This window comes from Akkermansia muciniphila (assembly GCF_030848305.1).
In the GTDB taxonomy this organism is placed as follows: Bacteria; Verrucomicrobiota; Verrucomicrobiia; order Verrucomicrobiales; family Akkermansiaceae; genus Akkermansia; species Akkermansia muciniphila_A.
Map to the genome: position 1 here is coordinate 450,957 of NZ_CP114598.1, position 13,118 is coordinate 464,074.

A 13,118-nucleotide genomic window follows, 5' to 3' on the forward strand; every position below is an offset into this window, starting at 1 on the left:
GCACAACCAGATGCCCCAAAGACATTTCTTTGCCCTTCCGACCATAATTTCAAACAGGCCTGCCCCGTTTCACGGCGGCAAAGCCCCGTCATAAATGATCAGAACTTCAGGATACCGTGTAACTCACCGCTCCTTCCGTAGCGGTCCAGTTTTGCGCTTCCTCCTCACCTTCATCATTTTCAACGGGAACCTGATAAGTGATGGAACCGGTAAACGTCCCGCCGCAGCTTTCACGTTCATTGGAAGAGTTGAAGGAAATATTCGCATCCACAAAAGCCTTGTCCCTGTTTGTCACGACAATCGGCCCCGGAGCCGTCCACTGTCCGGAAGTAATCGTGAAGTTTCCCCTCAGAATAGCGGATGATCCCGTCCTGCGGTACACTACGGAAGCAATATTCATAGGAGCGCTTTCACTGCTGCTTGCCGCGTTAATGCTTACCAGGGGAAGATCCGAACCATTGCCCGTCAATTTGACGACAATATTCCACGGCCCCAGCCCATCTTCCGTGGAAAGAGAAGCGCTCAAATCCAGCATGGTGCCGGAAGGAAGGCTTTCCCCGTCACCGCTGCCGCCGCTGCCTCCGCAGGAAAAAAGTCCAAAGGACAAGGCTGCTGCGGAAAGGGAAGATAATACGCACCTGTTCGTCAATCGGGAAAACATAAAGAAAAAGATTTTCTTCAAGGATAGTGATTCCGTCCGGCGCGTCAACACATAAATAAAAGAATATTTGAAGGAGTCCCTCCGTTTTTTGCGGGACGCACGGGGGGCTTACGGGCCGCTGCCATCCCCGGACGCGCGCGCCGGATTTTCCGCCTTACGGAGGAAATACAGGCGCCAAACCCCGCAGGCCGCAAGCGTCATCCGGCCCTTTCCAGCCTGCGCTTAAGGACGCGGCCCGTGACCAGCAGGGGGGCGGTCCCCATCAGGAACAGAAACAGGGAATCCTTCCATGGAGTGGGAACCGTTCCGTCATCCGCGCTGTATCCGGAATCCCCCGGGGACTGGCCGGAGCCTTCCCAGGGCAGAGGCTGGCGGCGGGCCAGAAAAATTTCCGGCCTGTCCAGGGCATCCCGGCTGACGCGCTGAATCTCGGAGGATTCATCCAGCATCACAACACGGTCATTGACGTAGAAGGATTTGACGGACGGATGCCCCTTGCCCAGGAGTTCCAATTCAGCAATGGTCCGCCTGTAGCTTTTTTCCGAACCGTCAAGAGCCGCCCTCCGAACCTGCCGGACGGCGGCTTTAGCCTGTTCCGGTCCATCCGCTCCAATAGCGGCAATGTGGAGCAACGCCATCTTGAGCAACTTGAATTCTTCAAATTCCCTGTCGTCCAGATGAGGGCGTTCCTTCAGATCATCCACTTTCTCCTGAATGATTTCACGCTCCCTCTCCCATACATTCCTGGACGCCTGATCCACCAACATTGTTTCAAAGGAGTAACGCAGAGGACAGAATTCCGCCACCAGCGGCACGCGCCCCGGCTTGAGGCGCCCATGTTCGTCCGTACGGTGGGCGGACCACGGAATGAACTGGTTCATTTCATCAAAGTGGACAATGGCCCCGGCCATCAGTATCTGGGGAATCAGAAGCAGAGGCACCATGTTAAGCGCCGCCCTCTCCGTCCTGGCGAAGACGGAGACCAGCAGGGACAGGCTTACGCCGACGAAAGCCGTCAGCGTCATCGTCCCCAGGTAAATCAGGAACATTTCATGGATTTCCAGAATGGCATTCCCCACCCACAGGAACAGGGCGGACTGCACGGCGGAAAGCCCCGTCAGCACCAGCGCCTTCGCGAGGACATAACCGGTCACGAACACCTTGGCGTTGCTCTCCCTTTTGAGCAGGGCGCGATCCTTGAGCACTTCGCTGGCCGCCCCGGTCAGGCCGAAAAACATGGCCACAATGGTCGCCAGAAACAGGTAGGAAGGTATGTGAAGAGCCGTGGCAAACGTGTATTCCGGGCTGGAAGAGGCGCGCAGGGTCACGGAAATCAGCAGGGCCAGAACCGGACCTTCCAGCAGCATGGTGTACAACCCCATGCGGCTTCGCACGCGCCCCAGGAAGGTGCGCACGGCCCAAATGCGGAAAAGCCGCCAGAGCTGCATGACGCTGCGCCTGGGCACGGGCGGAAATTCCAGCGTGCCTTCATACAGCGTCCTGGGAGCGCCCCCTTCATGATGATGCCCCATCACATTGCGGAACCGGTAGCCTTCAAAACGCTCCTGCCACAGACGGGGGTGCTGCCGCCTGCGGCGGTCATGCCAGGAAAGGGGGGCTTCCAGCGCTTCAAACACGTAGTCCGCGCCTCCGGCCGTCCGCGCCTCCTCGGAAACGTCAATGCCCATGTCCGCAGCCGCCTTCCGGAAATACCGCATCATGCCCGGCACGTCCCCCCAGTAAGCCATCTGGCCGCCGTGGTCCAGCACCAGCACTTTGTGGAACTGGTTCAGAATAGCCGTGCTGGGCCGGTGCATGGTGGCGATTACCATTTTGTCGCGGCTCATGCTCTGCATGGTCTGCATGACCAGCTTGGCATCTGACGTGGACAGGCCGCTGATAGGTTCGTCCAGCAGGAAAACGTCCGCAATGCCCGCCAGGTCAAGCCCCAGGTTCAGGCGCGTGCGCTCCCCGTCGGAAATGGTGCGGGCGTTCATTTCGCCCACGCGGCGGGAGGCGATGTGCGTCAGCCCCAGGAATTTCAAAATGGCGTTCACGCGCCTGACGCGTTCCGACCGGTTCAGCCGCGGACGGCGTATAATGGTGGCCTGGGAGATGTGTTCGGAAACGCTCATGGCCGCATCCAGAATATCCTCCCGGGGAATGAAAGCGATGTAAGGGCGTATGAGATCCGGGGCGCTGTACAGAAGCTGGTTGTTGTAACGGATACAGCCCCGGGTGGGCGGCAGCTGACCGGCCAGCATGGAGAGCAGCGTGCTTTTCCCGGACCCGCTGGGCCCCAGGATGCACACCATTTCCCCGCGTTTCACGGTCAGGTCAATATTGTCCAGAACGCATCCGGAGCGCAGGAATTCCTTAGTCACCCCCTCCACGCTGAGGGTCCTGATCGCATGGTATTCTTCATCCAGCACCCCGGCGGAAAAACGGCAGCGCAGCGCATGATAGACGTTCAGATGCACTACGTCTCCATCTCTCAGGGCAACCCTTCCCCGGATGAGACGGCCATTGAGCAGCAGAGGCATGGAGGCCTCCACCACTTCCAGCCAGCCGGAGTTGGTGGCGCTGGAAAAAGAAACCTCCAGAACCGCACCGGGAGCCAGCCCGGGCGTCAGCAGCATGTCCCCCTTGCGCGCTTTTTCCGGAAGATTGGTCACCCGCAGCTTGCGGGTGCCGGGGTCAAGGCGGAAGCGGCGCCCGATGTCCGACATGGAATTCTGCACCTCTCCCATGGAGAAAGGCCCTTCCCCGTCCAGCATGAAAGAGGAATAATAGGCCATGCGCACGCTTTCACCGGGATACAGACGTTTCCCGTCAACCGCAAATTCCACCTCCGGCCTCAGCACTTCCACCTCGCATGCCAGTCCCATGTTCACGCGCACCTCGCTGGCCCGGGAACGCACCCGGCTGATTTGCAGAGAACCGCCGTCCAGGGAAATATAGCATACTTCCTGCTTGCCTGAACGCTTGCAGTTCAGAAAAAACGAAAAGTCCTCAAAGCTCAGCGGCCCGGACGGCAACAGCACCACCTGCCCGTTGGTCAGCGGCATCACCCCGCCGGGCGGCAAATGGCGCCCGCGCACCACAATGGGGCGGGAGCCGTCGTTCACCACCAGCACCAGGCGGGAACACCGGATCAGACGGAAGGAAATGCCCTTGTCCTGCTCCGGAAGGGATACCTCCGCCCCGATGCCGGAGGAAAAACTGACGCTGTACGCCGGTTCCTGGGCCTCCACGTCCGGCGTCATCAGCAGCTGCCTCAAGTGGTTTGCCGTGCCCGGCAGTTCCAGACCGTACGTCACCTGGTCAAACAGCTCCCCGGTCATGCGGGAATCTCCCGTATTGATCAGCAGGGAGAGCACCTCCAGAGCTATCGTCATGCGTTCCGTCTCATCCCTGCCGGAAGCGGCGGAGGCCAGAACGTCCGCCACCGTCAGATTGGCCCTCATGGAGCGCTCGAAACGGGTGGAAAGCCAGCGGTGCTCCACTTCCGGGAAAGTATAGCGCAGAATATCCAGGGCAGCGTCCGCATCACGGGCGCTCAAATGGCGGCGCCCGCTCAAAATAGTGGCAAACAAGTCCACCAGCGTGCCGGCATGCACCTTCATGGAACCGTCGTCACGGCGCAGCCACGGTACGTAGGCGCCCAGCGTCCTGACCAGATTCAGCCTCCAGTGAATCAGCTTGGAAGGAATGTCAAAAAACCATTGGATCATGCCCGGGAACGCGTTACCGGAACCAGTAGTACAGGGATTCCCGCCCTATCTCAAGCGCAACCGGAATTTCACGGAGAAATGACAATATTTTCTACAGCTTTATCTTGCAATAGGTCCGGAGGGAGTATAGTTCTGTCCAATGTTCATGCTTTCCGCGTGAAAGCGAGCCAAATACATCAACATTATCACAACATGGATATTTTAGTTTCTACTCTTTGTGACTTCGCCGCCGACTACCAGGGCAAGCTCTGCATCCAGGGCGGTTTTGACTCCCTGGTCGCCCGCCAGTTCCCGGTCGTGCATCCCGTCTGCGCCGTCGCCCTGCGCATCTGCCTCACCCCTGAAGACGAAGGCACGCACGAACTGGGCCTGAGCATCGTTGATGCCGACGGCACGCCGCTGGACAAGGAACGCATGCCCATCAAGATCAATTTCCCGGTTCCCGCTTTCCCGGAAGGGGCTTCCTTCTTCACCCGCAACCTGATCATGAACTTCCAGGGCCTGCGTTTTGAAAAGCCGGGCAACTACTCCATCGACCTGACGGTTGACGGCGAACTCGCCTCCCGCGTGCCCTTCCGCGTGGTGCAGGTGCAGGAAGAAGCCGCCCAGGCCTAAGCAAATACTCCCGCTTTCACCAAACCGCCTCCCGTTCATCCGGCAGGCGGTTTTTTATTGGAGCGGACGGGCCGCCCGGAGGCGCGAAACAATCCGGCTCCGGTTCCATGCGCCCGGAAACCGCAGCGCCCGGCCCCGGCCTCAAAAAGGGCGGCCTTGCTTTTTGCGTCCTCCTTCCCCCTTTTTCATTGCGGTTCCGCACCGGATTGACCATGATGCGGGCTGCTCCGACCCGCCATGCAAACCGCACGTCTCCAATACGACAGGATTATTATTACGGGCGCCTCATCCGGCTTCGGGGAAGCGTTTGCCGGAACGCTGGCGCTCCATACGGCGGAACTGGTGCTCATCGCCCGGAATGAAGCCGCCCTGCGCCAGCTTGCCGCCGCCCTGGAAAAACGCCATCCCGGCCTTCACGCCGCCGTCCTTCCATGCGACCTGGCGGACGAAACCTCCCTGAATACGCTCATTTCCCGCCTGGAGGGCCTTCCTCCGGGGAAAACCCTTCTGATCAACAACGCCGGAGCCGGAGATTACGGAGATTTCGCGGACGGCCGCTGGGAAAAAATACGTTCCTTGCTGCGTCTGAATGTGGAAAGCCTCACCCGCCTGTGCCATGCGCTGATCCCCGCCATGAAGAAAAACGGAGGGGATATCATCAACCTCAGTTCCCTGGGCGCCCTCCTGCCTATTCCGGATTTTGCCGTTTATGCGGCCACCAAGGCTTATGTTTCCAGCCTGTCGGAAGCGCTGCGTCTGGAACTGCGCGAACACGGCATCCGCGTGCTGGCCGTCTGCCCCGGCCCGGTTTCCACAGGCTTTGGAAAAGCGGCGCGGCGTCCCGGCTTCACCGGAAATATGATGCCGGGACGCAACGCTTTTGACACGTCCGTCGAGACCGTCGTGAAAGACAGCCTCCGCGCCCTGGTCCGCGGACGCGCCCGGGTCTTTCCCGGCATGAAAATACGGCTGGCCGCCATGCTTCTGGCCGCCGCCCCGCTGGGGCTGATACGCCTTTTCATGGGCAGGCGCCCCCGGAAAGTTCTTCCGGCATCCAATGACTTACCTTCTTCAATATCATGAAAGCGCATCGCCGCGGAATACCCCGCCTCACCTGGTTCAAGCTCGCAGTCTGCATCTGCCTGGCAGCCATGGCAGCCTCCCTGTTCACGCCGTATCCCGCCCAGATCATACGCGCCCTGAAAGGGGAGCCGGAACTGGCGCCGACGGACTCCGGAACCTGTCCGCCCCATGAATTCCCCCCTGCGGAACAGCCCGGGCAGGAAGAACCTTCAATAACCGCTGCTCCATCCGCCTCCGGAAAGGAACCCCAGGATGAGCGGCTGTACACGCCATGGACGCCGGAGCGCACAATCGCCCTCCCCCCGGTGCAGTACCCCCCATTTCCGCCCGTGCTTCCCACAAGGCCCGCGGAAGGGGCCATGACCCATATTTATGAACTGGCCCGCGGACTGAACCTGAAAACGCAGGTTAATTTCCAGCCCGGAACCCTGGCCTCCAGGGACAGGGAAACCAAAAGCAATTACCAGATGACCCTTTCCCTGAACGTCAAGCAGCCCAAAGCATTGACGAAAAAGGAAGACATTCTGAAACTCAATCCGAAACTGGACTCCATGCTTCCCGGCCTGACCACCCTGTTCAGGCATGCGCGCGTCTCCCCTTATTACGGCCAGATCTACGTCCGCAAACAGACGGAAATCCGCAAAAACCTGGCCTCCCTGCTCAAACTCCTGGACCGCCATAATTATTACGATACGGAGACGATTCTGGAAACCGCCTATCCGGACACGGGAAGGAAACTTCTCTGGCTGCAAAGTGAAATGGACGTTGTTTCCGACGGCTCGGACGGAGACCGGCTGGCCGCCATGCCGGATAAAATCCTGAAAAGCTCCTTCTACCAGCCCAGCACTTCCTACCGCTGGAAAAAGCGCACAGACAAGCCCAATCCCCTGCTCAAACCCTGGCAGCAGAGGCTGGCCTCCTACAAGAAGACGCTGGAAAAAGCTCCCGCCGCGGAAAAAACGGCTCTGCGCCGCAAAATAGACCATGCGGAACGGGTCATTGAGGAACTGAAGCGATACAGCTTCCTGATCTCGGAATATGATCCGTTCATCGTCGTTCCGCTGGGAGTCGTCAATCAATCCTCCCCTTTCTCCCCGCAGTTCGGGGACTATGCCGTCGTCATCGTAGGAGACAAGCTGTACCCGGCCCTGGTGGGAGACGCCGGACCGCGCTACAAAACGGGGGAAGGTTCCCTGCGCCTGAGCCGGGAAATCAACCCCAAGGCGGGCCCCTACAGCCGCCCCGTCTCCGATCTGAAGGTCAGCTACCTGATTTTTCCCGGTTCCGCAGAGCCTGAAGCAGGACCTCCCGACTATAAAAAACTTACGGACAAATGCCGGGAACTTCTCAACGAAATAGGCGGCATGGGGAAGGAATTCAAGCTCCACCAATGGGAAGACCTGCTGGCGCCCAAGCCGCCGCCCTCCCCAAAACCGGAAACCGGCGGCGCAGCGGAAACATCCGCGGATAAGCGGAAAAAGGAGGAAGCCCCCGGGAACAAGCCTGCGATTGCCCCGGCTTCCCCGCAAGCCCCGTCGGCTCCGTCAGCCGCAAAAAGCGCCGCATAAACTACAGAGCCTCTTTCCAGGAGAAGAGAAAGGCTTTCCACACCCGGGAATAAACGTCTCCGCGCGTAATCTTCACCTTTCCGGAAGCCGGATGCCGCCGATCCGACCGTTGAAGCAATTCCAGCGTGTCCTGCCCCAGCCAGGCGGGCAGGACGGTGGAAAAACGCAGCCGCCCATTCCGCAGAGATTCCGCGTAAAATACTCCTTCCTTCAGCCAGCGTTCCGCACGCTCCAGCCATGGACGGTCATCGGGCGCGGGCAAATAGCTTCTTCCGCGGTCAAGGTCTTCCTCCCGGTCACGCAGAATGTTCACCAGCTGCAGCCCCATGCCGTAGTGCCTGCCCCAGCGCAAAAGCTGCTCCTCCGGCTGCGTGCTGAAGCCCGGGCCCAGCGCCAACAGGCCCAGCCTGGTCCAAAATTCCCCTACGCAGCCGGCCACCATATAAGTATAGCGCTCCAGCTGTTCCGGGCATGAGACGGCGGCATGGCTTTCAAAATACTCCAGATCCCACGCCTGCCCTTCCACGATGGAGGCCAGCACCTGCCGCACCAGCTCCCGTTCATGCGGGGAAAGGTTTTCCAGCAGAGCCAGGCATTCGGGGAAACGGGCCAGCAGTTCCGCCTCCCCCCGGTGCGGCTGGACTGTGGAAAGAACGCCCAGACGGCCAAAGCAGGTGGCGGCATCCTCCCTGGAAGAGGAGCCAGCCACCGTCTCCCCCATCATCCTCAAAAGCGCCAGGCGTTCCCGGCAGTCCATATCCACGGCATCCGCCACCGTATCCGTGGCGCGCGCCAGCAAATAGCCCACGGCCACGCCGGAACGCATTTCCCGGGGCAGGAAGCGCATGCTCAGGTAGAAGGACCGGGAGACGGCCGATAGAAGCTGATCAAGGCCTTTCATGATTTCTGCAGGCCCAGCCTGTGCATTTTATAGTGGAGTACCCGCGGGGAAATGCCCAGTTCCCGGGCCGCGGCGGACATATTGCCCGGAGAACGTTTCAATGCGGCCACAATCAATTCCCGTTCAAAGGAGTCCACCATGGTCGGCAAATCAGCGGGAGCCTCCCCGTCACGGGAATAAGGAGCGTCATGGCTGGGCATTTGGAGGGAGGCGGGAAGGTTGTAGCCGTAAATGCAGTCGTCCTGCGCCGTAATGACGGCACGTTCCATGCAGTTTTCCAGCTCCCGCACATTGCCGGGCCAGTGGTAAGCCATGAGCATGTTGATGGCGGGAGTGGACAGCCGCTTGATGTCCTTCCCGTATTTCAAATTGAACTTGGAAAGAAAGTGTTCCGCCAGCAGCATGACATCCCCCTTGCGTTTGGACAGATCCGGCATGACGATGGGGAAAATGTTCAACCGGTAATACAGGTCTTCCCGGAACTTGTTCTCCGCCATCAATTCCTCCAGATTGCGGCTGGTGGCGGCGATGAAGCGCACATCTGCATGAAGCTCCCTGTTGCTTCCCACGCGGGAAAAAGTTTTTTCCTGGAGAAAACGCAGCAGCTTCACCTGCATCTGGAGGCTTAAATCCCCGATTTCATCCAGAAACAGGGTGCCGCCGTCCGCCGCCTCCGCACGGCCGATGCGGCGGCTGGTGGCTCCGGTAAAAGAACCCTTTTCATGGCCGAACAGCTCGCTTTCCAGCAGGTTCTCCGGCATGGCCGCACAATTCAGCGTCACCAGCGGCTTATCCTTTCTGCCGCTCAGGTTCACCACGGCGCGCGCCACCAGCTCCTTCCCCGTTCCGGAACTTCCCCGAATCAGCACCGTGGCATCGCTGGGCGCCACCTGGCGGATCTGTTCATACACCTGGAGCATGGTGCTGCAATTGCCGATCAACTCTCCCGGATTAGTCGTCAGAAGCTCCCGGAGTTTCTCATTTTCCGCCACCAGGGCGGCGCGTTCCTCATGCGCCTGGAGGCTGGCAGCCAGAGCATCCCCAACGATATTGCCCACAATTTCCAGCAGTTTCTGGTCCCGCTCCAGATCGGTATCCCGGTCCACGGCACGGTCAATGCTCAACGTGCCGATGACCTGCTGCAAATGAATGATGGGAACGCAGATGAACGCTGCTCTTTCACCGCTTTTGCGCGTGCGGGTACGGTTCAGGAACCTGGGATCACGGGAAATGTCCTCAATCACATGGGGCCTTCCCGTTTCCGCCACATGCCCCGTAATGCCTTCCCCCACATGGTAATGGCCGCGTTTCATTTCCTGCTCGTCCAGTCCGTGGGAGGCTTCAATCATCAAATCGTTCCCGCGGCGGATGGTAAATGTGCCGCGCAGCATCTTCATGCGGCGGTAAAGCACGTCCAGGATATGCCGGAGCAAAGCCGTGCCATTGCGTTCATTGACAATAGCGGAGCTGATTTCCTTCAGCACGACCATCTCCAAATCCGGTGACCTGTTTACTTCATTCATGCAATCCGGGGCTGGGCGAATATTAACCGCACGCCCCCGCCATACCAACTACTTTTTCTTTCACCGCCATGCAGCCGGGCAAAAAAACAACGCGGGAAATACGGATAACATCCTGGTGCTTAATTTTGGTAATGTTACGAACGGAAATCAAAAAATTTTACAAAATTGTAATACTCAACCCTTGCTTCGTCTCATTTTACATGCCCACGTCTCCGCCGGACTCCCGCTTCATCATCTCCGTAATAACCTGAAACAACGCGTTGCGGTACAGCACGCCGTCCAGCCTCCCGGTATTCTTCCAGACTACGGGAAAGGCGGGTAGGTGGGTTTGTTCAAACAGCTTCAAAGCATCCGTCAGATGGGTGCCGGCATCCAGCACGGGAGCGCCCGTACGAACCAGAGCCCCCGCATCGGGAGGAGTTCCCTCTTTCTGCACCTCCATCTGCCGGCGAACCTCCAGAAAATCCTCCGGATAAATGGCCCCTTCATAAATCCCATCTTTATTCACCACAAAAACCAGGTCTCCGGGGTTCCGCAGCATCAGGGAGGAAACGTCATCCAGGGATGCGTCCGGAGCTACCTGGGGCACTACGTGCCGCGCCAGGTCATGCACATAGACCTGCGCCATGGGCAGGTTGACGACGGACGCCGGGCTGCCGGCCAGACTGGCGGCATACATGGAACGCGCGCGAATCAGCTTTCCCGTGCCATAAGCGCTTACGACACCGATCAGCAGGGGATAAATCATTTGCCCGCTCATGGAAAACTCCACCACCATCACCAGGGCCGTCAGGGGGGCCTGGGCCGCCACGGCGAAAAAGGAAGCCATCCCCACCATCGCATACGCCACCGTATGGTTGCCCTCCATTCCCAGGGACGTCAGAACCGTACTGAAAATAAACCCCACCATGCTACCCACGTATAAAGTGGGCGTCATGGCTCCCCCCACCGTACCGCAGCCAAACACCACCGCCACGGCAGACACCTTTACCAGAAGCAGGATGAGCGCCTCCCGCGTGCCGTAATCCTCATGAACCAGCCCGGTAATGAGAGCCTGACCATTGCCCACCACTTCCGGATAAAAAACAGCCAGAATCCCCACGACCAGCCCGGCGGCCGCCAGACGCAGCGGCAGAAGGGATTGGCGGCCATTCAAATATCTGGCGGCCGCATCCAGCAAACTGACCCATCCCCTGGCCGCCACGGCAGCCGCCGCCCCCAGGGCAATGCACCAGAGAGACTGGGAAAAGACAGTAAAGCTTTCAAACGGAGAACTGTACAGGGGAGAGGGATCCCCCAGCAGATGCAGCATCACGAATCCGGTACAGGAGGCGATGAGCAGTGGCGCCAGAATATCCATGCTCACGGTGCCGATGATGATTTCACTCACGAACAGGCAACCGGAAAAAGGGGCATGGAACGCCGTCGTGAACCCGGCCGCCGCCCCGCAGCCCACCAGTAGCCGGAGCCGCGGAATGGATACGTGCAGGCGCTGCCCCACATTAGACGCGATCAGAGCGGAAGACTGGATGATTGGCCCTTCCTTGCCGATGGCAGCCCCGGAAGCGATGCTCCATGCCGCGGAAAAGACTTTCAGGGCGGAGGCACGGAACTTGATCAGCCCGTTTCCGATGGACATGGCCTCCATGTATTCCGTAGCCTGCCCCGGCATCCTCTTCTTCAGGAACAGCAGGATGCTGCCGGCCACCAGGCCGCCCGCCACCGGAATAAACATGCGCCATTCCGGCTCCACCAGGGAAAAAGTGCCTACGCGGGAATCCGACCAGATGCCTGTGAGCATCCATTGGATTACTTCCACCATCCACTCAAAAAACAGAGACATGCAGGAGCCCACCATCCCGACGAGCACGGCCCATACATAGGTGACCTGCCTTTCCCCCACTTTCCAATGATGGAACAGTTTCAAAATCCATCCGTACCAGACGGAATCCGGCGGCTGAGACTGGGGGGACGGAGTATTCATGAAAAGAGAGAAATACTATTCCGTTGTGACAAAAAAATGTCCCCCGCCGTTCGATACGGAAGAAAAAAACTCCCTGCCCCACACCCTCCGGAACCAGCGGAAATTCGCAACGGACACGCTGACGACCCGTCCGGAACTCAGCCGGGGCCTGGCTTCCTGTCCGGGAGTCAGAATGTATATTTTAAATTGACGCCATAATAGAAATCATCCCCCAGCCCCTTCTGCTTTACCACGGTCAGCGCCTGGCTGTAATTGGTAAACAATTCCACAGTCAGGCGTCCGGTGGCACGGAAGGTAACGCTCAGATTATAATCCAGGGCATTGGAGCCATGGTGTACCACCGGGCCTACATACCCTCCATTGTAACCGTAGCGCACTACGGCGTCCACCCGCACGCAATCCGCTATTTCCTCATGCAGCCCCGCAAATACGACGTAATAACCGCGGAACGTATGGTTGTTATACTGCCAGTACAGATCCGCGCCGCCAAACCAGCGGTCGGAAAAATGGTAAGTCGTTTTCAAGCCGGGACGCGGAATTCCCTTGTCTCCCGGAAAAACAAAGCTGTGCTCATACCAGGGCATGACCGTCCAGTTTCCCAGTTCCCTGACGTAATCCAGCCGGTATTTCAACTCCGCATGATTCCGATGGTTCGTGGAAACGCCGTACCATATTTTCCCCACCCACTCTTTATACTGTATTTCAGGGACAAACATGCAGAGAGGGCCGTCCCACAAGTCCAGGCCCTCGCACTCGTACTTGCTGGCCCACCCCGTCTGAAAGCGCAAATAAACACGCTCATCCGCAGGACCGGCCAGGGAAAGGGGATGAGGACATGCCGTCTTCAGGTGGTAGGCCTGTTCCTGGCAAACCGCCGCCGCCCAGGCTCCGGAGCACGCCGGCATGCCCGTGCAGGCCGCCAGCGACAACAGAATTACGGTTTTCTTCTTCATATTGGTCATGGTTGGAGATTTTCTGAAATGGCGTATCCGGAAGCGGCTCCATCCTGCGTACCCGCACCCCGCTTTTGCCGCAAACGGACGCTGCGT

Annotated in this window: 9 protein-coding genes; 3 read left to right on the forward strand and 6 right to left on the reverse strand. The window is 58.9% G+C overall.

From position 1 onward, the window contains the following. Positions 1-106: 106 nt before the first annotated feature. Both O4G22_RS02075 and O4G22_RS02080 read right to left on the reverse strand, forming a co-directional pair. A complete protein-coding gene (locus tag O4G22_RS02075) occupies positions 107-661 on the reverse strand; it encodes a hypothetical protein (protein ID WP_295977628.1) in 555 nt (184 codons plus the stop codon). Positions 662-858: 197 nt separating this feature from the next. After that, entirely contained in the window at positions 859-4,395 is a 3,537-nt protein-coding gene (locus O4G22_RS02080; protein ID WP_306702032.1) for an ATP-binding cassette domain-containing protein, read from the reverse strand. Between the two features lie 192 nt (positions 4,396-4,587). On the opposite strand from O4G22_RS02080, the gene O4G22_RS02085 reads away from it, so the two are divergent. The 3 genes from O4G22_RS02085 to O4G22_RS02095 all read left to right on the forward strand — a co-directional run bounded on the left by O4G22_RS02085 (position 4,588) and on the right by O4G22_RS02095 (position 7,661). Next, complete coding sequence (locus tag O4G22_RS02085) at positions 4,588-5,010, forward strand: DUF6941 family protein (protein WP_012419416.1); 423 nt, start codon at positions 4,588-4,590, stop codon at positions 5,008-5,010. A 237-nt stretch (positions 5,011-5,247) separates the two neighbouring features. Continuing rightward, positions 5,248-6,093, forward strand: coding sequence for an SDR family NAD(P)-dependent oxidoreductase (locus tag O4G22_RS02090; RefSeq protein WP_306702033.1), 846 nt, complete (start codon positions 5,248-5,250; stop codon positions 6,091-6,093). Continuing rightward, a complete protein-coding gene (locus O4G22_RS02095) occupies positions 6,090-7,661 on the forward strand; it encodes a glycoside hydrolase family 75 protein (protein ID WP_306713915.1) in 1,572 nt (523 codons plus the stop codon). The genes O4G22_RS02090 and O4G22_RS02095 overlap by 4 nt, the downstream gene beginning before the upstream one ends. Position 7,662: 1 nt before the next feature. On the opposite strand, the gene O4G22_RS02100 is transcribed toward O4G22_RS02095, so the two are convergent. The 4 genes from O4G22_RS02100 to O4G22_RS02115 form a co-directional block, all read right to left on the reverse strand. Then, entirely contained in the window at positions 7,663-8,562 is a 900-nt protein-coding gene (locus O4G22_RS02100) for a squalene/phytoene synthase family protein (protein ID WP_306702035.1), read from the reverse strand. After that, complete coding sequence (locus tag O4G22_RS02105; protein WP_094137444.1) at positions 8,559-10,085, reverse strand: sigma-54 interaction domain-containing protein; 1,527 nt, start codon at positions 10,083-10,085, stop codon at positions 8,559-8,561. Before O4G22_RS02105 ends, O4G22_RS02100 begins: the two co-directional genes overlap by 4 nt. 196 nt (positions 10,086-10,281) lie before the next feature. Beyond that, entirely contained in the window at positions 10,282-12,069 is a 1,788-nt protein-coding gene (locus O4G22_RS02110; RefSeq protein WP_306702036.1) for a chloride channel protein, read from the reverse strand. A gap of 167 nt (positions 12,070-12,236) precedes the next feature. Further along, positions 12,237-13,022, reverse strand: a complete 786-nt coding sequence (locus O4G22_RS02115) for a hypothetical protein (RefSeq protein ID WP_306702037.1) — start codon at positions 13,020-13,022, stop codon at positions 12,237-12,239. Positions 13,023-13,118: the final 96 nt, after the last annotated feature.